The organism is Paraniabella hibiscisoli (assembly GCF_022512515.1).
Taxonomy (GTDB): domain Bacteria; phylum Bacteroidota; class Bacteroidia; order Chitinophagales; family Chitinophagaceae; genus Niabella; species Niabella hibiscisoli.
In genome coordinates this window covers 4,358,253-4,379,057 of sequence record NZ_JAKWBK010000001.1, presented here as the reverse complement: position 1 = coordinate 4,379,057, position 20,805 = coordinate 4,358,253, and the positions used below count along the sequence as shown (strand labels likewise).

The window sequence follows — 20,805 nt, the reverse complement described above, 5'->3', positions numbered from 1 at the left end:
CCCAGGTATAGGCTTTCTATTAATGCTTTTACAAAAGCCGTTTCAGGCCTGGCTTTTGTCGACTGACTTCAAATAATACAAATTACGGAAATCGAAATTTTACCCCTCGAAAAGAAGTATTGGAATGCTATGGTTCATAAAAATTATGAAACCCTAAAAGCATTGACAAAGTTCCCTTGCATTGTTGCGGGCAAGCATGGCGTAATGAGCGTAAGCGAGCCCGCCTACAGAGAAATGTTTAATAAAGGCAGTGATAAAGAAATGAAGGTGATCAGCATTTCCGGCGAACAACTACAAACCGGGTCAGACCATGCCATTATTGGTTACCTTATTGAATTTGACTATGATGGCTCCCCCATGAAATGCACCTGCACTTCTACCTGGCTGAAAGAAAAACAACAATTGGCTTTGTGCTATGCATACAGAAAGTGACCTGCTGGAATAAATAAGGTTAATCGCTAGTTTTGATATAGCGTTAGGAAATCAGCGAAACAGTTTACAGCACCAGATCATGTATAGAACAATGCATTTTTAAGATCTGCGACCGAGCATCCTGAATGCTATTGCGCTACCTATCAGTAACAAACCGGCAGCAGCAATGGTTAACTTGTTTTTCAGCCCACCCTGTCTTTCCATTCTTTTGTTTTCTTTATACTCCATAGTACCGACGCATGCGGCAATCCTCCCATCTCCGTATATACCATCAGCATCCACCAAAATACCTTTATCACCCTCATTATTGCGTAGCAAATAGACCCTCGAAGCACTGGTCTGGCGGGCATCTTCGGGATTATTTTCAAAAACCCTGGAGAATACAATTTTCATATCCCCCGGTTCATAGTTAATGCCATATTGATCCCAAAGACTACCATTTTCTTTAATCCTGAAAATGAGGTCAAACCCTTTATCCACCGCTTCATTGATAACAAGGGTCAGTGGTGTTACCTGCTCTGATAGTACTTCTGTTGCCTGCGTATTTGTATTTGCCATTATCCAGTTTTAGGAATTAAGGCAAAAACGCTGCCGCTTTTATAAAGCCGCACCACTTATTTACCCGGACGCAGCAGCGAACTTAAAAGATCACAATCGTTCAAAAGGAAATCAGGTTCGAGAAACAGGGCTAATAGAGATTTACATTTAGCAGCCAATCTTCATCATATTATGTGTTATTGAGCATTTTGGCTGGGGTTTTAGGCAACAGGTATAGTTTCAATCTCCCGCCTTACCGAAATTGTTTGCGTCAGTAAGCTTAAATACTATAAGGGCAGCGAGAATGAATTCTTTACTTCAGATATTACGAAAACAGTATTGATCAGGGAAACCGCAGAAAGTATGGACAGCTTTTTTGATGGAATGTATGATACGCTTCCATGTCAGGCACTACTACCTTTAGCATATAATCATAATTTCCCGATATCAGGTTGCACTCCATCACTTCAGGCAGATTCCTGATGGCCGTATTAAAAGCCTCTGAGATATCAAAAGTCTGTTTTGCCAGACTCACCTGGCAATATACCATGAGCTGCTTGCCTAATTTATCCTTGTTTAATACGGTTACATATTTCTGTATCACCCCCTCCCGTTCCAGCTTCTTAACACGGTCATGAACCGGAGTCAAAGAAAGATTAATTCTTTTAGCGATGTCTTTATAAGTAAGATGAGCATTCTCTTGCAGAAGACGTAGTATTTTTTTATCTGTTTCGTCAAGTGTCATAAGCTAAATATTTTAAAATAAGAGAAGGTAACTGCTTTTTTCTTTTTGGCAGGCCCTGATATATTGAATTTAGAAATTTTTTCTCAATAACGGTGAGAAATAAGAAATAAATAATTATTTTTTTAAACAATTCATGCAAATTTTACTGATAAATAATTTTGCATTAAATTAAATTATAAAATGATCATAGGTGTTCCAAAAGAAATAAAAAATAACGAAAACCGTGTAGCTCTAACTCCGGCTGGTGCAGCCGAAATGAAAAGTCACGGGCACGAGGTATACGTTCAATTAAATGCCGGATCCGGCAGCGGTTTTACGAATGAAGAATATATAGCCGCCGGAGCTCATATCTTAGATTCGATAGAAGAGGTTTACGATATTGCTGAGATGATCATAAAAGTGAAAGAACCTATCGAGTCGGAATACCGCTTAATTAAGAAAGATCAACTGGTATTTACCTACTTCCACTTTGCTTCGTCAGAACCGTTGACAATGGCGATGATTGAAAGCGGCGCCATTTGCCTGGCCTACGAAACTGTTGAAAAAGAGATGGCAGCCTGCCTTTATTGGTTCCCATGTCAGAAGTGGCAGGCCGCATGTCGGTTCAGGAAGGCGCTAAATCCCTGGAAAAACCATTGAAAGGCCGTGGTATCCTGCTCGGCGGCGTACCTGGTGTTCCCCCTGGTAAAGTACTAATTTTGGGTGGTGGCATTGTAGGCACACAGGCAGCAAAGATGGCTGCCGGTCTGGGCGCACAGGTTACCATTATGGATATAAGCCTGCCGCGGCTGCGACAGCTTTCAGACATTCTTCCCGCCAATGTAACTACCATGATGTCTAGCAGCTATAATATCCGGGCCATGATAAAGGATGCCGACCTGATCATAGGTGCTGTACTAATTCCGGGAGCTAAGGCGCCCTTGCTTATTACGCGTGATATGCTGAAAGACATGCGTCCGGGTACAGTGCTGGTTGACGTAGCCGTTGACCAGGGAGGTTGTATTGAAACCTGTACACCTACAACGCATGAGAACCCTACCTTTATTATTGATGATATTGTACATTACTGTGTAGCCAACATGCCCGGTGCTGTTCCTTACACTTCTACGCTGGCTTTAACAAATGCCACCTTGCCTTACGCCTTGCAACTGGCCGATAAAGGATGGCAAACTGCCTGCAGGGATAACAAAGAGCTGGAACGAGGCCTTAACATTGCCAATGGAAAAGTATTATACAAGGGTGTGGCTGAAGCATGGAACCTTCCTCTCAATGAACCATTAACCGAGGAGCTTTCTGTATTGTAATTAATTGAATCCGATTCCTGATTCAAATTATTCAGATCAGGAAATAGCAGCTACTGTAGATGAGACGATCAGGCGATCATCTTCTACAGTAGCTTTTTATATAAAAAACTCATCTCTTTCGCGCTAACTGCACCCGATATCAATCGGCGATGGGCATCGGCTAACTTGCCGCGCACAAACTGGGTTGATCAGCAGGCCTGATAATAGGGTATATATCACTATTATTAATGGAAATAATTCCACAGTAACAAATCGTTTTGTACCTTTCGTGCCGGTAGCCGATACAGGCATCAATATTGAATACTAACACCATATATGCGCACTACCAATATAAATGTCCCCAAAATCTCAATCATTGGTAATATGCCTGGTCCTGGTTTTGGGCAGAACTAAAACAGGTAGTTTTAAAGATCATAAAATTAAAAAATTCATGCGGGAGATTTGTGTTGATATTGTAGTACCGAAAACATATGAGACACCGGGTATTTGTTTTAAAAGGCAGGTATTGGAGTCGCAGGGACAGCTATACCCGCAGGATCTTGTTCAGGCGAAATATGAATACTTCAATCTGACACAGGGGCCTTTAGCCAAGTTTGTTCTACCAAAGATTCCAAAACATTTTGAGGAACAGAGCTGGCAATGCATTTCAGTTGTTCCAGATGACGATCAAATATCAGCGGCCCTGTTAAAACCGGCAGACATTTACGCAGATGATAGTATCTTTTTCGAACTGATTCAGCAAATAACTGGTGAAGCTAAAGAATGGATCATCATATTTACAGCTAACTGCGATGAGCCCGAAGAAGTACTTCCAGGAAACCTAAAAACAGCTTTTCAAAAGATCAGCGATAGCTTAAAAAATAACGGCGGATTTATTATGTATCATAATAGTACAAGTGCAACAGTTTAAAAGTACCAGGCAAGTTTGATCCGCTGTTATAGTGACAAAGTGATACAACCGATAATTTCAGGAATATGAATAATACGAAAAGCCGTTTCAAGCATTTGAAACGGCTTTTCGATGGAAACAAAGGATGGTTATTTTACCACAGCCCGAATGATTTTACTGTAGGCATATTTTCCATCTTTATCTACCTGCTTAATACGCACCAATAATGACTGATCACCGGTAGCAATGGTTGTGTCCCGCTTAGAGCAGGATACAAATCCAATGACAATCATGATTGTAAGAGCAGATAACACCCATGCTTTTCTCCGGTTTTTTCCCGCAGCAAAAGCAATAAGAGCGATCGCGAAAGACGTTCCTAATAAAAGCGCATTTTGGTTGGTATCCAGCGTGAACTGATAACCTAAAGCAATATCAGAATTGCCATTAAGCGCCTGGCTTTTTAAGGTACCTATTGACTTAAAGTCATTACCATCGGCGGATACTTCTATATCAAAATAGCTGTTCTCATTTTCTGATATCGTTGTCCAATCAACCCTTAGCTGTCCCTGGGTTAACGTAGCTGATAAAGCATCAAAGCGAACAGGCAGTACAGTACCATCGGCTACAAATACCTTTACCGATGCCCTGTTGGAGATATTATTATTGGTATCTTCTACTGTATACCAAATAATAGCCTCGCCCGAGAAACCTGAAACAGGCGAAAAAGTAAGGATACCAGTTGAAGGATTCAGTGTAAATGTGCCTTTACCTGTAAGCTCGATGGAATTAGATCCTACCGCTGCTCCTGTCTCTGTTGGATATAATACAACGGAGGTATTATCCAATGGATAAGTACCTTGTCCGTCTTTACCCATTCCCGGCGTATTGCTGTTAACTATATCCAGTGTTACCGGAGTAAGCTCGGTCAGTTCTCTTTCATCGTTGTTAGCGGCTGGCGGCACCACACTGGCACAACGCGCACCATCAAAGGGTTGGCCATCGAGGCTGGCAAGTGCGGTGGAGAAAGAAGTGGATGTCCAGGAACTACCTGTAGCAGGGTTACCGATACGATATAATGTACCATTGCTGTTTTGTCCCACATACATATTGCCGGCAGCATCCATAAATGCAGTGCCTTTGGTTCCGGTGGCAGCAAGCGCTCCGCTTACACTGCCTTTTACCGTAAGAACATTGGTAGTAATATTAAATGTAAACAACTGGCGGGTGCTGGTTACACCGTAGATATTACCATCAGAAGGGTGGAAAACGAAATCATCGATGGTTCCGTTAAGTGTTTGACCTGCGGCTACCGTGTAGGTAACAAGCGTGGCAACAGGTGTGCCCGAAGCCAGATCAATAGATACAAAACGCTGTGCTGTGTTATTATACATGTAATATACACCCGACGAAGAAATATCTCCGGCTGTGTACCCCGGCCTAAAAGGCTATTCGGATCTGAAACTGCAACAGCTGCACGGGCACTGTTAGCGCCAATACGATATACTTCGCCCGCCTGATTGATCGCATACATAAAATTGTCGGAAGCATTGTAACCGATGGCATTGAAAGCAGTTGTACCTAAAGATCCTACAAGCGTGGGAGCCGTAGCGGAAAGCGTCATGGAATACAGACTAGGGCCTCCTTCACCATTGGTTAAGATATAAGCAAGACCATCGAGACAGTTTACCGGTGTGGGTGTTTGGGCTTTAGACTGATATCCCCATAGTAAGGTTAATAGTGCAATAATTTTAATTCGCATTGAAGAGGTATTTATTGTTTAAAACTTGTTTGAGACCTTTTTTGTATGACCGTCGAAGCAGAACTGATCAAATCATTTTGATCGGGCGGGGCGAAAGTATAACCGGTCTCTATTTGAAAAAAAAGTTGTATGGCTGTATTCAGGAAAACAGATAGCATAAATCTCTATTTAAAGGCTTAACAATAGTTTTGTGAGGATATAGGTTGGCTAAATCCACGGAGAATGTGTATAGTTGGCATTTTTCATTTGCCGAATTCCGGAAAATGAACAGACAATTGACTGTGTTTTAACTATTTAGTAAGAATTTGCCCGTATAAAGTTCATACATTTACCGTTTAAATCTTTTCGCGTTCTAATAGGTACACGTGAGCTTCCTTTCTCTTATGAAAAAATTCAATATTTTTATCTTGATGGTTTGCTGCTTTTTTTACGCTACAACAAAAGCACAAAATCCCGAAGCCTATAACGAGCTATATACAAAGATTTACCTGGAAGTATCGCCCAAAAACATGCAACTGGCCTTACAAATGGCAGACTCTCTCTTTAATGTTTCAACAACACCACTGTTTCAGGCCAAGAGCTTGATGCTCTCTGCATCCCTGTACCAACAGCAACAAAAGCTAACCCAGGCAGCCGAACTGGCAGAAAAAGCCTACTCTATTATAAGTAAAGTACCGGATTATAACTGGATGGTGCGGATCAGTGGGTTTCTTGCAACACAGTATAGAATATTACATCTTTATGGCAAATCGAGGATGTATTGTGATCGAGCGCTGACCATGATCTCCAGGATCAGTAATCCTGAAATGGTTAGAAGTACTACCGGTTTTATTAACCAGGAACTGGCTTATAACGACATTGCCGTTAAAAACTATTACGCATCCATTCAGCGTATACAGGAGTCGCAAAAAACTTCAATCAAATTTCTCAAAATAAAGATTACCTCACCGCCAATAACGAGCAATTATTGGGACTCAATTACTTTTACCTGGCAGACTACCGGCGATCCCTGTACCACTATGAAAACAGCCTGAACTTGATGAAGCAGATGCCGGATAACACTATCAAAGGCCTCTGCTATAACGGAATAGCAGATGTACTTATCCAGAAGGAGGAGCTCACCAAAGCAAAGCTCTACCTCGACAGCGCGGGACGGGTAGCTGAAGCGTCCGGGCACCTGTCTTTAAAAGGTGAGATTTACAAAACTTTGCAAAAGTATTACTTAATAACAAAAGACATTACCAGTTTCGAAAAAGTGCGCCAAAAGCAAGACTCCTTAAGAGATGAAATCAATTCGAGCCGGGCACAATTTCTCGATAGTGCATTGATCGGACTCGAGCATAAAAACCAGGAAGCCCAGCATATTATCAGGGCCAGGAATATACCCATAGTCATAGGATCTTTTGTCATTGTGTTGGGCGCCTGTCTTTTCTCTACTACCGGAGAAGTCAAAAAGAAAATTTGCCCAGTTCATGGCAGACTTTGAAATAAAAGGAACGACCGGCCGATAAGTGTACCGGCCGCTGACCAGGAAAGTATGCCACTGGAACAGGCAAAGCACCCCTCCGCCCACCAGGAGCCTGAAAAAGATAGTGAGGAGCACATTCGAGAGGTGGTTACAAAGAAGTCCGAAAATCATCTATTTATGCCGGAAGAAACGCTGCAACGGCTGTTGACGAGCCTAGATCAATTTGAAGACCAACAGCTCTTTACTTCGACCAGCATTTCGCTTTCTTTTCTTTCAACGCATCTTCATACCAATACAAAATACCTTTCCTACCTGATTAAGCAGTACAAGCAGAAAGACTTTAACAGCTACATCAATGATTTACGGATCAACTATATCATCAAACAGTTGAAGGAAGATGCTGAATGGAGAAAATACAAGATAAGCATACTTGCAGAAAAAGCAGGATTTTCGTCCCATAGCAAGTTCACCAGTATATTTAAAACCTATACAGGCCTTTCGCCATCGGTGTTCATTCAATACCTGGCTGAGGAAGAGCCTGCAAGCGTAAAACTATAAATACTAACGACAGACAAGAACTACCATTCATTTAATTATTTGCTGGTCTTATCACAGAGCTATCCTTCTCCAACACCTCCCAAAGTATTTTTTTAAGTATTCAGGTTCTGTAAACATAAGGGCATGTCCTTTGTCTTTCATTACATACAACTTCGATTCAAGAATATTCTCTTTTAAAAATTCAGCATTGGAAAAATATACCAGGCGATCCTGATCACCATGTATAATGGATGTGCGGGATTTTATTTGGTTCCAGTTTTTAAGCTTCGCTAGCTCGGTAGCATGAGAAAATTTTTCTTCGGATGACATTCTAAATATTGCCGGAAATATATACTTAATAACGGGTGCTGTCATTAAATAACTAATCCCGAATGTCTTTTCTGCCCTAGGTTTTACAGAAGCTGATAGTAATATCAAATGCTCAACCCGCTCAGGCCGTTGCATGGCTATTTGTGCTGCTACAGGTCCTCCGTATGAAGAGCCTAAGAGGATGGTAGTTGATAAGTTAAGGGAGTCCATTACCGCCTCAACTATTTCGGCTTGCTTCGCAATACTGGTTTCCACATGTCCGAAATTCGAATAGCCGTATCCCGGCCTGTCAACCGCGATAATTCTAAAAGTCCTCATAAACGCTGAATCCGTGTATAAGGGCATCCATGCAGACAAGGACGAAGGAGAACCGTGAATCAGTAGCAGGTTCTGTCCATTTGGATTACCTGTAATTAAACTCCTCGTTTTTTGTTTATCTACCTGAAAATACTTCATTTCGGTTGTATAACCCAGCTTCAAATTAGTGGCTATATGGTATTGATCAGTCTCGCGCAATTTCAAAGACCTGCAGCTGGAAAATAAAGTAAATAGAAAAAATACAGGCAGAACTATTTTATGGAGTGCAGAATTAGTCGACAGTAAATGAACAACCGGCTTTTTTAAATGCATACTTATTTGTTTTTCTAAGAACAGGTTTACCAGCACTATCATGCTTTTTGAAATGCTCTTGTCCGGGCTGATCGCAAAGGCGCGGAAACAGCATCTTGGCGTAAAGATAGTAGATATGTGGTTGCATAATCCGGCTCAATACTTATAAGGTTAACTTTATTAACATAGAGCATAAGGCTGACCGTCTAGCAGACATCAGGATGTGTCCCTACTTTTCACTAAAGATCCAGGACTCCGCCCTTTAAAAAGTACTCATTGAGTGATACAATAAACTGCGACATAAAAATCCCGGCATTGAAGGATGCTACATAATTTTGGGCAGGTGTTACCTCCTCTTTAAAACATCCCAACCGATTCGTAATAGCAGATACAAATAGTATGGGCTTGTCGGTGCACAGCTTAATAAGACCATGTGTTGTCTCGACGGAATTAGCAGGGAGCGTACTTTCTATCTGTTTAAAATGTGCCAATGGATCACTAGCGATCCAAGCATCTTCTGCATCATCTGTAACATTCACTGTACTAATAGCTGAATACAGGCAGGAGGCTTTACAAATAGCAGGTTTGGCAGCATTCAAAGGTGCTTGCAAAAACTTAGGCGCTACCTTGCTTTTAAAATCCTTGTCAACAAGATTAAATACGCCCGCATTAACATTACAGGCCAGCAGCTGTCCGAAATCAGGATGGGTCAGATGGCCTTGAGAATTGCCGGCTTGCCCGTCATGGATGAAAAAATTACCTCCTATTATTATTGAACCATTTAAAGAGATTGCATCCGGGCCCGCTGCAGTTCCTGCAGTAATAACCAGATCGGGATCACTTTTTATCAAATGCGGCAACACCCTATACTTCTCCTGCGAATTTGAACTGGCCAGCTTAAACGATTCGATAGCTGCACGCGGATACATGAAATCCTGTATACAATATACTTTAACTACTACGCTTTCCCTGGCTCCATTATTCATTAAAAATACGGCCCGCGGTTCTTTCATTTTGGTGAATTCATTTCTCGGACTATACAATTTTAGAGGAGAAGGAAACTCCTTCGGTTTCAATTTTGAGCTAAGCATTGCATGGAGCATGGGCGCTGCTTCCCGGCTGCTATTGACAATTATCGAAATATTTTTCATGTTACTATACCTGCTATTAGTTTGTCTTTTTATTTCAGCTAACACTAATGAGATCCGTTACACTCGCTGATGCATTTCCATTGTAGACCGTTGGTTCCATTTGCTTAGAATGATTAATCAGTACTGATTAACAAAAACAAAGTAGAAAAAGTAACAAAAAGAAAAAAGGGATTTTCCCCGTATGGCATTGCTAGGTTGAAAACGCTCGGGTGTAGTCTACAAAATCATGGCGTTTCTATTGTAGTAACAGTAGGCTGAGGCCATAATAAAAGTTTCCAGGTTTCGCTAAAGTCCCAGTTAATAGGCTGGCCAAATTAGTCACTCCTAAAGCCACCGTCATAAGCAAAAACTGGTCGGCATCATGTAAAAGAGAATACTTTCTGTCTTCATGGATTTGGTTGGCTTTCTTCATAAAAAAGCCTGAATCCACAGGAAGTATTATCGCCGGGCCAGACAAAGGGGCTAAACCGGGTTATCAGTACTTATCCCTATTTGACGGATGAGGTTTTTGTGCGTACCTTCATCAACCAGTGATCACCTTAAACGATATTAAACAATTAGCACGCAGTTCGGGAGCCGAAACCATTTCCATGCGCCGGCACCTGCACGCACATCCGGAACTATCTTTTGAAGAAAAAGAGACCAGTACATTTATTAAGACCATACTGGATAAGCTGGGAATTCCATGGCAACCTATGGCCGGTACGGGAGTGGTTGGTATGATAACGGGCGCATTGCCGGGTAAACGAACAATCGCGCTACGGGCTGATATGGATGCCTTACCGATAACGGAGGAAAACAATGCCATTTACAGGTCAACCAGGCCAGGCATTATGCATGCCTGCGGGCACGACGCTCACACGGCATCCTTACTCTCAACTGCAGGGATACTACAACAATTACGGCCAAAATTTTCAGGCACTATCAAATTAATATTCCAGCCTGGAGAAGAAGTGTTGCCGGGAGGTGCCAGCATGTTGATAAAGGAAGGTGCTCTGGATAGCCCCGTCCAGACTTTATTATCGGGCAACATGTGGATCCACGGTTACCAGCGGGTTCTATCGCAGTTCGGAGTGGTGCTTTTATGGCATCCATGGATCAATTACGTTTTGCTGTAAAGGGCAAAGGGGGCATGGCGCACTACCCCATACACTTACAGATCCCGTATATGCTGCAGCGCAGATCGTAATAGCACTTCAGCAAATTGTAAGCCGCAAGGCCAATCCTACTTCTCCTACGGTTCTATCGATCGGGCGCATTATTGCCGATGGCGCTGTGAACATTATCCCTAACGAAGTGACTATGGAGGGAACGCTGCGTTGCTTTGATGAACAATGGAGAACCCAGGCACATGAATGGATACGCCGTACAACAGCCTCCATAGCCGAAGCCTCGGGTGCAACCTGTGATGTTGAAATTACGGTGGGCTACCCGGTTTTAAACAACCATAGCCACGTAACAGGATCTGTTAAAAAAGCAGCCAGTACCTATCTCGGCAATGATGCTGTAAGCGAGGCAGCGATATGGACTGCAGCAGAGGATTTTGCCAGCTACTCACAGCAAATCCCGGCATGCTTTTACTTATTGGGCGTGGGAAACGAAAACAAAGGCATTACATCGGGCTTACATACACCGCTTTTCGATATTGATGAAGACGCCCTACGCGATGCTCCGGGGCTGATGGCATGGATAGCATTAGAGTTGCTGTCCGCTCATTCTGTTTCCCCGAATAGGGCACGACGTGAGAATTAAGCTGAAAGATAATGACTCTATCTTTCTATTCTTATTTATATATGATCAAGCTCCGCAGCCGTTAAATCACTTATCACATCCCCGGTATTCAGAATAGAAGCCGGTTCGATTAACATTACCGAAACTTCGGTCTCTGCTACCGGCTTATGTTCTACTCCTTTAGGGATGACGATAAATTCTCCTTCAGTCAAGTCAATCACTTTATCCCGCAAATGCATAGAAAAACTGCCTTTTACAACCAGGAACATCTCGTCTTCTGAATCATGCTTATGCCATACAAATTCGCCTTTAAATTTCACCAACTTAACCTGCTGGCCATTTAGTTCCCCTGCTACCTTAGGCTTCCAATACTCAAAAAATAAATTAAGCTTCTGAACAATATTGATCTTTTGAATTGTGTTATTGTGAGGCATCACCTATTTTTTGACAAGATTACAGAGCCAGTTCTTTCAACAACAGCTTTCTTCTATATCGCACTTGAAATTCATACCGGCGAGATCGTATGTACCTAGTGGATGAGAAAAATGTACCAATCACCCTGTTTCCATTTGATTTATCCGTTTAAGGCTAATGAAAAGACTGTCGATACTCTAATGGAGACTGATTGGTTTTACTTTTAAACAGTTTTTTAAAGGATTGGGGGTGTTCAAATCCAATCAGGTAGGCAATCACCGGAACAGTTAGTCCCTGACTTCCCAACTTAACTTGTTTGATCATAACTATAAATTTTTATAGCACAAATGTCGTTTTCATTGGAATAAGCGATGTAATTAAAACGCTAGAGAGTATCCATTTCGGGTGACATGAGCTTATTAAATACCGGCAACAAGTAAACCGTATAAGATTGTAACCTAATAACCTTTATTTTGGATGAGCTCACTATTGTAGGAGATATCCGTTTGTGGAATTGGATATAGATTATGCATAGCATCAACATCGTTTCCGAAACGCGAACCGCCTTTTCAAGACCATAGAATCAATTTGAAATGTGATCATACACCAGGCTCGAAAGCTATCAGCTCAATAATACAATCCTCAAAACTTTTTTCCCTCGTTGATCTTTCTTTGAGCTACCCCCTCTCATGTCCTCCAATATCATAGCACGTATTATTAGCGGCTACTTGTGATGGTTGAGCCATGTTTGTAAAATGCCTGAAATAGACGTTCAAACAGTCATTTCCCAATCTATCCAGATAGTCCATATATATCACCATTAGTAATACATTTAATTGTACCTTTAATTTGAAATACTCTAGCCCGGTATTCAGGCCCTTAAATTCAAACATATATGCCCTCAACATTACAGCTACTCATAGTAGACGACGACTCTGTCTACAAGTTAGTGATGCGTAAAATGATTGCCCACTGTTGCAACCATGTAGATATACTATTTGCTGACAATGGCCGCGAAGGTTTAGAATTACTCCAAACAGCTGTAAAGGATCCTTCCATACGCCTGCCCGATATCATATTTCTTGATATTGAAATGCCGGAGATCAACGGCTGGGAATTCCTGGAAATGTTTTCAAAGCTACCTGAAAGCGTTACTAAGATGATAAAAATCTATGTGGCCACCTCATCTATCACTCCTGAAGATAAATACAGGATCAATGACTATCCCATTGCCCAGGGGTTAATGGAAAAGCCAATTCCATTGGAAACAATGAAACGCATTCTTCATGCAAACACTTAAAAAAATATAACCTCGTATCATAGGAAGCTATAACTTTTTCGGACTAGTTTAACACTACTTTAGTCAAGTACCAACAACAATCTATTATTTTTAGGGCTTTCATATTGTTTGATAAGATTCAAAACCTGGAAGCATGAATTCAAGATTGCATTTTGTACATAGCCATTTATTCATTTTACCCTTTCTCTTATTTGTCGTAGTCTTTCAAAGTTCCTGTACCAAAGATGCTGAGGAAGTAACAACAGCCGGATATCCGCTGCAGTTGGCATTTGATCAACTTATTTCGGTGTCTGAAATGCGCTTTTTTGTTGCAGGTTCAGAACTTGACCCTAAAAACAATCAGCAAAATTTGCTAAACTTCCTGGAAAGACAATACGTTACCACTAACGGCAACAGTACCATACTTCATCTGTCGAACTTCAAAGAACCCAATGCCGATTCCTACCGCAATTCAAATTTTGTCTACCATTCCAAGGACCAGGTCAGGTATGTAACTGACATCATCAATATTGAGAGGCTTAATGGTGTAAGCATTATGAAGTCCGGGGTTACAAACAAAGTGGCTGATGTGCCTATCGTAGAATCAGATCTTTTTAAATACAAATTTGATATCAATTCAAACGGCACCTATAATTACCAGTATATTGTTCACGAAGGCGATCCTTCCGTTGAAGTGTCTCTGCTTTATTACAAACTGGTTCGTTATAATGCACAAGGTGAACGCAAAGAACTGGCTTTTGGCACTGTACACAATCAGTTTAATGAGCAATTTATACAAACATTGCAGGCACGGGATACACTCGCTGTAAAAGAATACAGGTTAAAATATGTTGTTAAAGAATGAGCCAGACGATAAATACAGGTTGAAAGTTGACCCATGACAGTTGATGTAAAATGCTGCTCGCTTAAAATATATAAGCCCGCTATTTTGTCTTTGTTGGGCGCACTTCAATTTTGCTGGGTAACACATTGGGGTTCATCTTTAATAAGTCTACAACGATCTGTCCAAGATCAGAGGGTTGAATTTTCCAGGCATCCTCTTCATTGGGAACATGGCCGTTAAATTCGGAGGTTACCGAGCCGGGCATAATGGTGGTGCATTTTATATCATAGCTACGCAAATCCAGCATCGCAGCCTGTGTAAAGCCTACTACTCCGAATTTGGATGCATTATAGCCTGCAGCCTGTGCAAAGAAGTTGGTGCCTGCCAATGATGCAATAGAGATATAATAACCCTTATTTTGTTTTAATTGATCAACGGTTGCTTTTAGTGTATGAAATATGCCTGTCAGGTTAGTATCAATCATCGCATTCCAATCTTCGAGGCTTAATTCATCAACCGGAGCAAATTTACCCACACCCGCATTGGCGATCGCCACATCCAACTTTCCGTAGGTTGCTACAATCTGCTCAACCGCCCGCACTTCATCATCAAAATTCCTTACGTCTGCTTGCAGAACCAACACATTTTCATTTCCCAAAGTCTGCCTGATCTCTTCAGCTGCCTTGATATTTCTACCAGATATGGCTACTTTTACCCCGTTTTCCGTTAAAGCCTTTGCAATTCCCAAACCGATCCCCTTTGTTCCTCCTGTAATGTAGGCTACTTTATTTTCTATGTTTTGCATATTCATCTAACTTTTATAATTGAGCATTTCTACCGGCAAAAACTGATTCCGGCCCCATCCTGTGCTTATGTTCTACCCGGTAATTTCAATAATTTGCGTAAAAGTAATTGTTTCAATTGAGCTTTGCATAAAGACAACTGGTAACTGCTAACGTTCATTCGATAAAATTGAAAATACCTACGCAGTTTCGATTACAATTTCGCTACTGCAGTCGGATAGCTCGTCTGATCTACTTACAAGCTTGTTATTTATTAGTACTTTTGCCAAAGATGCCACCGTACTTTCGAACTTAATACCATCACTAAAAACGTAAAAAAGTACTGAGCTTTTATTAAAATATGACCAAATATTATTTTGGGCGTTGAATTAGGCAGAATTATCTTTGAACAGGTTTATGATGTCTATTGAGACAATTGATCATTCTACAACCAATATTATAACACTTAGCTCATCACATGACAGCCTTCAAACCTCCAGCAGTTAGTTTACTCAGCAAATTAAAGCGCGCACTTGGAATGAATTCTTTTCGCGAAACTTACTGGCGGCTGAAAGGCTTTAAGCTGTTAACCATCCAGGAGACTTTACAGGAGCTCGAACCATATTGTATTAAAACGGTTCCCGCATCAGCGGTTCAGCTACCGGATGTACCTAATCAAAGTTCGTCACAAGAATTAATTTACCAGGCAAACACATTTTCATCCGGAGAGGTTTATGTATGGGAACGTGATTTCACCAACGGCTTTATTTCAAAAAACGGCGCCATTATCATCAACAGGAAAGTTTTATGCACCGACTGGGATCAGCGGGGAATTATTGCTGAAGCATTCCAAATGGATAAGCGACCGGGCAAGACTGTGGGCACATTAATTCCTTTAGCAAGCCATCACCAGGATTTTAGCACTTTCAACTCACTCACCGGCTACTACGATTATGTATTAATGGTGGCAGCCAAGCTAAGTCGCATAAAGGATGCATTGGGCGACAAAGATCTTCGGGATATCTATATCACTTATCATTCTTTTGGAGGAAACTATGAAAAAGAATATATGGAATTGCTGGGTTTCAATCCTGCCAATTACATCGATAGCCGGGAATTTAAGCTGTCGGCTGAAAAAATCATTTTTGGAGACATGGGAACCTGAAAACCCAACGTTAATGAAATACTTTCCATAAAACGAAATGTTGAAAAAAGCTTAGCTATAACGGCAGATACACCTTCTGCAGGAAACAGAATATATATTAGCAGGAAAGCACGGCGGGCTGTTAAGAATGAGCACGAAGTGATTGAGCTGCTGAAAAATTCAACTTTATCATCATTGAAGATAAAAAAGAAGCGTGAAAGAACAAATTGATATATACAGGAACGCTTCGTTTATAATAGGGCCGCATGGAGCATCTTTCACCAATATTATGTTCTGCAAACCGGGTACGTTCCTATACGAGCTGGTTCCAACAAGCTGGGCCTACGACTATTTTCTTTATATAGTTCAGATTATGAAAATGGAATATGCTGCATTTAAAGATGACAGCCATCCCGATATTTCTGAAGACTATTATGATGCGCTTCACCAGGATTTATCTGTATCTATTCCTAAACTGCAAGAAAGCCTGGAAAAAATTTTAGGTAAACTCCATTAGTTAAAACTGTCGTATACGCGGCGAGCACATTCCGTATTGGTAATAGATATTTAGCTGAGACTAATTTTCCATATTTTTTGAAAGCTTCGAAAAGATGCAATCATAAAACAGGTAAAGGCTTGACGAGCGACCGATAAGGTGGTTATCAGCTCCCATTACCGAATATAGTATAGGCTTCCGTAAATACTTACATTCGTATTATGGCCTAATAATTAAAGTAAATGATAAAAGAAAAGGTAGGAATAATAGGTTGTGGTTGGCTCGGATACAGGTTTGCACAATATCTCAAAGATTACTTTGAGATACATAGCACTGTTACCAGCCCTGGGAAAATTAAAACTTTGACAAGTGAAGGCTTTCATCCTGAACTAGTCAACTTTGAGAAAACCAATAATGATGCCATCGGATGGCAACCATGGGAAAAGCTACACTTACTGGATCATATCATTATCACAGTGCCTTTATTTTCCAGGCGGATCGATCGCGATCGGCTGAATGCAAGGATCAGAAATATATCTCGATTTATAGCCGCCTTTAACGGGAGTCTTACTTTAATGAGCTCTGTTGGCGTTTACCAGCAAGTTTCAGGGGCAGTTACAGAAGATATGTTACCTGCTAAGGAAGTTGAAGGAGAAAAGGAGATAACAAAACTATTTAGACAGGTAAACATCCTGAGGCTGGGGGGTTAATGGGTGATGAAAGGTTACTTCATAAATACAAGGTTACCGAAATAGACAATTGTGTGAATCATGTACATTTCAAGGACATTTGCAGGATTGTTCACTTATTGATAGCCAGGCAAGTTACCTCTGCTGTATATAATGTGACGGCTCCTTTTCACCCTACAAAAAGATCAGTAATTAATGCACAACTTGGGGTGAGCGATGAAGACCTTCCTGCTTTGGGTGGCAAAACGGTTATCTGCCAAAAACTCATTGATGAATCTGGATTTGAATTCCTGTATCCAGACCCCAGGTATTTCCATCTCCAAAGTGATTTTCTCAGCCACTAAATAATAATCGCCAACGCCGTTAGATCCATTTTAAATTTGCTGCCAGGGCGCAGGCTTGCGTAATATTACTAACCGACATCTTTTTCAAAATATTCTGGCGGTGCCTGTTCACAGTGTTCACACTAATAAATAACTGCTCTGCAATTTCTTTGCTGATCTTTCCTATCTGAACCAACTTTAAAATCTCTTTTTCCCGGCCGGAAAGTTTAGAAAGATGCTCCAACTCAGCGCGGTAGCAAATATTTCCATTTGCCGTATTTACTATCATACCTGAGTAGGTACCGGAAGGAAATAAGTCCAGGCTATAAAGGCATAGCGCCAGCTCCACACTGTCGTCCTGCCTGTCGAAAAAGTAAAACATTTTATGCAAGACAGATCGTAGCGGATGATCACCGGCAATCCGCAAACGGCTGACCACACAGTAATCCCGCTGCCCGGGGAAGTAATGCCCTGAACAAACTCAAAGAAGCGCAACTCCAACTGATGTTTTCGGAGCACATCTTCCGGGTTCAGCTGATCAAAAAGCTCCCTTTCCCAGATCGTTTCAATTTCTGCTTGTGCCTTATTTTTAAAGATACCCAGCCGATCGGCCAGTTGGCCTGAATAAATGTAGCTCCTGTTATTTTTTAAATCACTCACAATTGCAATACCGTTTTCCAGTTCAGCAAAGGTTTGTGCAATACCCCGGCACTTTTCCAATTGAGATTTCGATTTATCCTGGGAATACCGTTCGCTTTGGCCAAGAAGCTTTTTTGTTAAATCACGCTGTACCTGCTTCATAAATTGGTTATTTATCAGTATTGACAGCTGCTGCCCAATGAAAATATATTTGCACCCTCATCCTGTAAATGTACAATGAATGCCTTTACGGATTAAATAAAAACGAACGGAGATGGGTACATTCCTGGCCAGGCCAATCGGCATTTATCTACTCCTGGTCATTGATCAATCTAAATTAAACATGAAAGTTGTATTATTAGCCGCTGCTACCTACTTTGCTTATCGAAAGCCGCTTTATCTCAAACACTCGAGAAGATGACCTGGTTTAATGAACCTCCGGGTTGGGAGATAAAAGGTAAAAAACTCATTATGCAGGTAACGCCCCAAAGCGATTACTGGAGAATCTCACACTACGGCTTTACGGTTGATGATGCGCCGTTTTATTACGCTACTTACGGAGGAGAATTTGAAGTAAAGGTAAAGATCACCGGAAATTACAAAGCCCGGTTCGATCAGGCAGGTCTTATGCTGAGAGTGGATAAAGAAAACTATATTAAGGCGGGTGTAGAATTTGTGGACGGAAAGTTAAATCTCAGTACTGTAGTAACCCATAAAACGAGCGACTGGAGTGTTATTACATTGGACAAGGTTCCCCCATTTGTATGGATCAAAGCCGTACGAAGGCTGGATGCCGTGGAAGTATTCTACTCATACGATGACAAAGTTTATGTAATGATGCGCAATGCTTACTTGCAGGATAATACACCGGTGAAGGTCGGATTGATGGCTGCAAGTCCGGATGGAAAAGGTTTTGAAGCCGGCTTTGAGCATTTTTCTATAAAACACCTGCCCGATCAGCGGCGTTTGAACTGGCTCAAAAATAACCAGTAATCATTTTGATGATAACAGAGGCGCCTTTAAAGCTTTTATGTGGTACTAATTGCGCAGAAATACATTTCTACATTCCCAAAAATCTTTGGCAGACCTGTTTATTACTGCAATATTCAACGCGCCATTAACTGATTGCGTAGCAGGTGTATCGATAAAGGCTAAACCACCCGCTGCCCCAAAAACACATCCCATACTACATTGGTCAATGTCGGGCAAATTATCGAAACAGCTATCCAGGGTCCGTCGCATCCCATAAATACGCCGATACTTGCTGCCGGGTCTCCAGGTGCGCCGAAATTATGTAAATAATCCTGTTACAATGGTAACTGCCCTTCTTTCGAAACGCCAGACTGTTGCTCTCTAAACAATGCGGCAAAAAGTAGCAGGCATATCGTTGCCATTGCTGCCGGCGTGAGCCACAGGTAACGCCAATACTGCGTTCCCTCATAGGTTTTAAGCGCGTCGGCGACAAAGCCTGCGATCCAGAAACCGATCAACATGCCGACACCGTACATTGCCACAGTAACCAGGCCCTGGGCAGAAGACCGGTATTGTTCACCTGCAATGTTATTGGTATAGATCTGTCCTACCACAAACATAAAATCATAACATATCCCATGTAATACAATACCCAGGATCAACATGAATGAAAGGTCCTGGCCGTTGCCATAGGCAAAGAACAGGTAGCGCAATGCCCAGGCGGCGATGCCCAGCAGGATCATTTTTTATAGCCGAGTCGTGCAAATAACAGTGGGATCAATAAAAGACACAGGGCCTCAGAAAGCTGCCCCAATGCCATTTTGGCCGTAGGATTGGGCAAACCGGTTGCCACCAGGAACGGGTTAGTATGCTGGTAGTAAAATGAAATGGGTATACAAATAACAATGGCCGTTAGAAAGAAGATCAAAAAGCCTTTTTGACGCAATAGTTTCAGTGCCTGTAAACCCAGGGCATCTCCCCAATTAAATGACGATTGATTTTTCTTTAAAGGTGGGGTGGCCGGCAGCAGGAAACAAAGCATGCCAAGAACGGCGGAGCAGGTTGCACCCAGCAAAAAGGTGTTCTGTAATGTACCCGCAGCAACAGCCTCTTTGGTATCCCAGTGAAACAGGTAGCTGATAGCAAAGCCTGCAACGACCCACCCGATCGTGCCGAAGATGCGTATAGAGGGATATTGTTTTTGAGGGTCTTTGAGATTTCTGAAGGCCACGGAACTGGTAAGTGCCAGGGTAGACATATAACCAATAAAATAAAGCAGCACATAGGGATAGATAGCAGCGGCGCTATCGGCCCGGTACATCATCAGCAATAAACCAGCGCCAATAAGGTGCAAAACGCCCATTACACGTTCTGCATTAAAGTATCGGTCTGCAATAAAACCAATGAAGAACGGAGCAATCACAGCGCCCAGTGACTGCGTTGAAAAAATATTTGAAACCTCCAGCGCAGAAGCTCCCAGGTTGTTTTTTAGGTAAGTGCCCAGTGTAACGAACCAGGAGCCTTTCATAAAAAATTCCAGGAACATCATCAGGGACAGTTGGAAACGCAATTGTAAAGTCATACAATACTCAGAGCTTTGCTTATCGTTAAAACTTCCAAGATAAGACAGTTTTATTATTTAAGGCAAACCCCGGGTTGAAATCTGATGATTCCATGCCGGATAATAAACTGAGCATTGCGGGAAATACTAATGAATATTGATTGCTTTAA

27 protein-coding genes and 1 pseudogene are annotated in these 20,805 nt (G+C 41.7%); 16 read left to right on the top strand and 12 right to left on the bottom strand.

What is annotated here, in order from left to right; translation table 11 throughout:
- Positions 1-72: 72 nt before the first annotated feature.
- Positions 73-432: a DUF4440 domain-containing protein gene (locus MKP07_RS26880; protein ID WP_317236114.1), complete on the top strand. Its 360-nt coding sequence runs from the start codon at positions 73-75 to the stop codon at positions 430-432.
- A 99-nt stretch (positions 433-531) separates the two neighbouring features.
- On the opposite strand, the gene MKP07_RS26875 is transcribed toward MKP07_RS26880, so the two are convergent.
- Complete coding sequence (locus MKP07_RS26875) at positions 532-990, bottom strand: hypothetical protein (RefSeq protein WP_240850325.1); 459 nt, start codon at positions 988-990, stop codon at positions 532-534.
- A gap of 322 nt (positions 991-1,312) precedes the next feature.
- Positions 1,313-1,714: an Lrp/AsnC family transcriptional regulator gene (locus MKP07_RS26870; protein ID WP_240850324.1), complete on the bottom strand. Its 402-nt coding sequence runs from the start codon at positions 1,712-1,714 to the stop codon at positions 1,313-1,315.
- Positions 1,715-1,894: 180 nt separating this feature from the next.
- Here MKP07_RS26870 and MKP07_RS26865 point away from each other — a divergent pair, with 180 nt between their 5' ends.
- From MKP07_RS26865 to MKP07_RS26855, 3 genes are all read left to right on the top strand, one after another.
- Complete coding sequence (locus tag MKP07_RS26865; RefSeq protein ID WP_240850323.1) at positions 1,895-2,353, top strand: hypothetical protein; 459 nt, start codon at positions 1,895-1,897, stop codon at positions 2,351-2,353.
- Entirely contained in the window at positions 2,311-3,018 is a 708-nt protein-coding gene (locus tag MKP07_RS26860; RefSeq protein WP_240850322.1) for an alanine dehydrogenase, read from the top strand. Before MKP07_RS26865 ends, MKP07_RS26860 begins: the two co-directional genes overlap by 43 nt.
- 379 nt (positions 3,019-3,397) lie before the next feature.
- Entirely contained in the window at positions 3,398-3,928 is a 531-nt protein-coding gene (locus tag MKP07_RS26855; protein ID WP_240850321.1) for a hypothetical protein, read from the top strand.
- 128 nt (positions 3,929-4,056) lie between these two features.
- Here the strand turns inward: MKP07_RS26855 and MKP07_RS26850 are convergent, their stop codons facing one another.
- Positions 4,057-5,298, bottom strand: coding sequence for a DUF6923 family protein (locus MKP07_RS26850; protein ID WP_240850320.1), 1,242 nt, complete (start codon positions 5,296-5,298; stop codon positions 4,057-4,059).
- A complete protein-coding gene (locus MKP07_RS26845) occupies positions 5,214-5,666 on the bottom strand; it encodes a DUF6923 family protein (RefSeq protein ID WP_240850319.1) in 453 nt (150 codons plus the stop codon). Before MKP07_RS26845 ends, MKP07_RS26850 begins: the two co-directional genes overlap by 85 nt.
- A gap of 407 nt (positions 5,667-6,073) precedes the next feature.
- On the opposite strand from MKP07_RS26845, the gene MKP07_RS26840 reads away from it, so the two are divergent.
- Genes MKP07_RS26840 through MKP07_RS26830 form a run of 3 tightly spaced genes read left to right on the top strand, consistent with a single transcriptional unit; the run spans position 6,074 to position 7,692 of the window.
- Positions 6,074-6,700, top strand: coding sequence for a tetratricopeptide repeat protein (locus MKP07_RS26840; protein WP_240850318.1), 627 nt, complete (start codon positions 6,074-6,076; stop codon positions 6,698-6,700).
- Positions 6,701-6,702: 2 nt separating this feature from the next.
- Positions 6,703-7,152, top strand: coding sequence for a hypothetical protein (locus tag MKP07_RS26835; protein ID WP_240850317.1), 450 nt, complete (start codon positions 6,703-6,705; stop codon positions 7,150-7,152).
- Positions 7,153-7,203: 51 nt separating this feature from the next.
- Positions 7,204-7,692, top strand: a complete 489-nt coding sequence (locus MKP07_RS26830) for a helix-turn-helix domain-containing protein (RefSeq protein WP_240850316.1) — start codon at positions 7,204-7,206, stop codon at positions 7,690-7,692.
- A 51-nt stretch (positions 7,693-7,743) separates the two neighbouring features.
- Here the strand turns inward: MKP07_RS26830 and MKP07_RS26825 are convergent, their stop codons facing one another.
- Together MKP07_RS26825 and MKP07_RS26820 are read right to left on the bottom strand one after the other, a co-directional pair.
- Complete coding sequence (locus tag MKP07_RS26825; RefSeq protein WP_240850315.1) at positions 7,744-8,517, bottom strand: alpha/beta fold hydrolase; 774 nt, start codon at positions 8,515-8,517, stop codon at positions 7,744-7,746.
- 332 nt (positions 8,518-8,849) lie between these two features.
- Positions 8,850-9,761, bottom strand: coding sequence for a carbohydrate-binding domain-containing protein (locus MKP07_RS26820; protein ID WP_240850314.1), 912 nt, complete (start codon positions 9,759-9,761; stop codon positions 8,850-8,852).
- Between the two features lie 530 nt (positions 9,762-10,291).
- On the opposite strand from MKP07_RS26820, the gene MKP07_RS26815 reads away from it, so the two are divergent.
- Together MKP07_RS26815 and MKP07_RS26810 are read left to right on the top strand one after the other, a co-directional pair.
- A complete protein-coding gene (locus MKP07_RS26815) occupies positions 10,292-10,879 on the top strand; it encodes a M20 metallopeptidase family protein (protein WP_240850313.1) in 588 nt (195 codons plus the stop codon).
- Positions 10,761-11,513, top strand: coding sequence for a M20 metallopeptidase family protein (locus MKP07_RS26810; protein ID WP_240851091.1), 753 nt, complete (start codon positions 10,761-10,763; stop codon positions 11,511-11,513). The genes MKP07_RS26815 and MKP07_RS26810 overlap by 119 nt, the downstream gene beginning before the upstream one ends.
- Positions 11,514-11,548: 35 nt before the next feature.
- Here the strand turns inward: MKP07_RS26810 and MKP07_RS26805 are convergent, their stop codons facing one another.
- Together MKP07_RS26805 and MKP07_RS26800 are read right to left on the bottom strand one after the other, a co-directional pair.
- Positions 11,549-11,926, bottom strand: a complete 378-nt coding sequence (locus MKP07_RS26805; RefSeq protein ID WP_240850312.1) for a cupin domain-containing protein — start codon at positions 11,924-11,926, stop codon at positions 11,549-11,551.
- 154 nt (positions 11,927-12,080) lie between these two features.
- On the bottom strand, positions 12,081-12,230 hold the full coding sequence (locus tag MKP07_RS26800; RefSeq protein ID WP_317235902.1) for a helix-turn-helix domain-containing protein: 150 nt from the start codon (positions 12,228-12,230) through the stop codon (positions 12,081-12,083).
- 571 nt (positions 12,231-12,801) lie between these two features.
- Between MKP07_RS26800 and MKP07_RS26795 the strand changes: the two genes are divergently transcribed.
- Both MKP07_RS26795 and MKP07_RS26790 read left to right on the top strand, forming a co-directional pair.
- Positions 12,802-13,206: a response regulator gene (locus MKP07_RS26795; RefSeq protein WP_240850311.1), complete on the top strand. Its 405-nt coding sequence runs from the start codon at positions 12,802-12,804 to the stop codon at positions 13,204-13,206.
- Between the two features lie 133 nt (positions 13,207-13,339).
- Complete coding sequence (locus tag MKP07_RS26790; RefSeq protein ID WP_240850310.1) at positions 13,340-14,050, top strand: hypothetical protein; 711 nt, start codon at positions 13,340-13,342, stop codon at positions 14,048-14,050.
- 79 nt (positions 14,051-14,129) lie between these two features.
- Here the strand turns inward: MKP07_RS26790 and MKP07_RS26785 are convergent, their stop codons facing one another.
- Positions 14,130-14,834 carry an SDR family oxidoreductase gene (locus MKP07_RS26785; protein WP_240850309.1) on the bottom strand — a complete coding sequence of 235 codons (705 nt, stop codon included), beginning with the start codon at positions 14,832-14,834 and terminating at the stop codon, positions 14,130-14,132.
- Between the two features lie 515 nt (positions 14,835-15,349).
- On the opposite strand from MKP07_RS26785, the gene MKP07_RS26780 reads away from it, so the two are divergent.
- From MKP07_RS26780 to MKP07_RS26765, 4 genes are all read left to right on the top strand, one after another.
- The gene (locus MKP07_RS26780) at positions 15,350-15,976 is read left to right on the top strand and encodes a hypothetical protein (RefSeq protein ID WP_240850308.1); all 627 of its coding nucleotides are present in this window, start codon (positions 15,350-15,352) and stop codon (positions 15,974-15,976) included.
- 193 nt (positions 15,977-16,169) lie between these two features.
- Positions 16,170-16,472, top strand: a complete 303-nt coding sequence (locus MKP07_RS26775; protein ID WP_240850307.1) for a glycosyltransferase 61 family protein — start codon at positions 16,170-16,172, stop codon at positions 16,470-16,472.
- Positions 16,473-16,693: 221 nt separating this feature from the next.
- Positions 16,694-17,161, top strand: coding sequence for a Rossmann-fold NAD(P)-binding domain-containing protein (locus MKP07_RS26770; protein ID WP_240850306.1), 468 nt, complete (start codon positions 16,694-16,696; stop codon positions 17,159-17,161).
- Positions 17,161-17,484: a Rossmann-fold NAD(P)-binding domain-containing protein gene (locus MKP07_RS26765; RefSeq protein ID WP_240850305.1), complete on the top strand. Its 324-nt coding sequence runs from the start codon at positions 17,161-17,163 to the stop codon at positions 17,482-17,484. Before MKP07_RS26770 ends, MKP07_RS26765 begins: the two co-directional genes overlap by 1 nt.
- Before the next feature lie 19 nt (positions 17,485-17,503).
- Here the strand turns inward: MKP07_RS26765 and MKP07_RS26760 are convergent, their stop codons facing one another.
- Positions 17,504-17,752 (bottom strand): helix-turn-helix domain-containing protein, encoded by a 249-nt coding sequence (locus MKP07_RS26760; protein WP_240850304.1) that lies wholly within the window; start codon positions 17,750-17,752, stop codon positions 17,504-17,506.
- Positions 17,749-18,264 carry a hypothetical protein gene (locus tag MKP07_RS26755; RefSeq protein WP_240850303.1) on the bottom strand — a complete coding sequence of 172 codons (516 nt, stop codon included), beginning with the start codon at positions 18,262-18,264 and terminating at the stop codon, positions 17,749-17,751. Before MKP07_RS26755 ends, MKP07_RS26760 begins: the two co-directional genes overlap by 4 nt.
- A 255-nt stretch (positions 18,265-18,519) precedes the next feature.
- Between MKP07_RS26755 and MKP07_RS26750 the strand changes: the two genes are divergently transcribed.
- The gene (locus MKP07_RS26750) at positions 18,520-19,095 is read left to right on the top strand and encodes a DUF1349 domain-containing protein (RefSeq protein WP_240850302.1); all 576 of its coding nucleotides are present in this window, start codon (positions 18,520-18,522) and stop codon (positions 19,093-19,095) included.
- Positions 19,096-19,409: 314 nt separating this feature from the next.
- On the opposite strand, the pseudogene MKP07_RS41440 reads toward MKP07_RS26750, so the two are convergent.
- A pseudogene (locus MKP07_RS41440) lies at positions 19,410-20,602 on the bottom strand (MFS transporter).
- Between the last annotated feature and the right edge of the window lie 203 nt (positions 20,603-20,805).

What these genes read in the sequence shown, in the direction of transcription:
- MKP07_RS26875 (WP_240850325.1), bottom strand. Translation starts at nt 990, where the DNA reads ATGGCAAATACAAATACGCAGGCAACAGAAGTACTATCAGAGCAGGTA.
- MKP07_RS26870 (WP_240850324.1), bottom strand. Translation starts at nt 1,714, where the DNA reads ATGACACTTGACGAAACAGATAAAAAAATACTACGTCTTCTGCAAGAG.
- MKP07_RS26865 (WP_240850323.1), top strand. Translation starts at nt 1,895, where the DNA reads ATGATCATAGGTGTTCCAAAAGAAATAAAAAATAACGAAAACCGTGTA.
- MKP07_RS26860 (WP_240850322.1), top strand. Translation starts at nt 2,311, where the DNA reads ATGTCGGTTCAGGAAGGCGCTAAATCCCTGGAAAAACCATTGAAAGGC.
- MKP07_RS26850 (WP_240850320.1), bottom strand. Translation starts at nt 5,298, where the DNA reads ATGTATAATAACACAGCACAGCGTTTTGTATCTATTGATCTGGCTTCG.
- MKP07_RS26845 (WP_240850319.1), bottom strand. Translation starts at nt 5,666, where the DNA reads ATGCGAATTAAAATTATTGCACTATTAACCTTACTATGGGGATATCAG.
- MKP07_RS26830 (WP_240850316.1), top strand. Translation starts at nt 7,204, where the DNA reads ATGCCACTGGAACAGGCAAAGCACCCCTCCGCCCACCAGGAGCCTGAA.
- MKP07_RS26820 (WP_240850314.1), bottom strand. Translation starts at nt 9,761, where the DNA reads ATGAAAAATATTTCGATAATTGTCAATAGCAGCCGGGAAGCAGCGCCC.
- MKP07_RS26805 (WP_240850312.1), bottom strand. Translation starts at nt 11,926, where the DNA reads ATGCCTCACAATAACACAATTCAAAAGATCAATATTGTTCAGAAGCTT.
- MKP07_RS26800 (WP_317235902.1), bottom strand. Translation starts at nt 12,230, where the DNA reads ATGATCAAACAAGTTAAGTTGGGAAGTCAGGGACTAACTGTTCCGGTG.
- MKP07_RS26795 (WP_240850311.1), top strand. Translation starts at nt 12,802, where the DNA reads ATGCCCTCAACATTACAGCTACTCATAGTAGACGACGACTCTGTCTAC.
- MKP07_RS26790 (WP_240850310.1), top strand. Translation starts at nt 13,340, where the DNA reads ATGAATTCAAGATTGCATTTTGTACATAGCCATTTATTCATTTTACCC.
- MKP07_RS26785 (WP_240850309.1), bottom strand. Translation starts at nt 14,834, where the DNA reads ATGCAAAACATAGAAAATAAAGTAGCCTACATTACAGGAGGAACAAAG.
- MKP07_RS26780 (WP_240850308.1), top strand. Translation starts at nt 15,350, where the DNA reads ATGAATTCTTTTCGCGAAACTTACTGGCGGCTGAAAGGCTTTAAGCTG.
- MKP07_RS26770 (WP_240850306.1), top strand. Translation starts at nt 16,694, where the DNA reads ATGATAAAAGAAAAGGTAGGAATAATAGGTTGTGGTTGGCTCGGATAC.
- MKP07_RS26765 (WP_240850305.1), top strand. Translation starts at nt 17,161, where the DNA reads ATGGGTGATGAAAGGTTACTTCATAAATACAAGGTTACCGAAATAGAC.
- MKP07_RS26760 (WP_240850304.1), bottom strand. Translation starts at nt 17,752, where the DNA reads ATGATAGTAAATACGGCAAATGGAAATATTTGCTACCGCGCTGAGTTG.
- MKP07_RS26755 (WP_240850303.1), bottom strand. Translation starts at nt 18,264, where the DNA reads ATGAAGCAGGTACAGCGTGATTTAACAAAAAAGCTTCTTGGCCAAAGC.
- MKP07_RS26750 (WP_240850302.1), top strand. Translation starts at nt 18,520, where the DNA reads ATGACCTGGTTTAATGAACCTCCGGGTTGGGAGATAAAAGGTAAAAAA.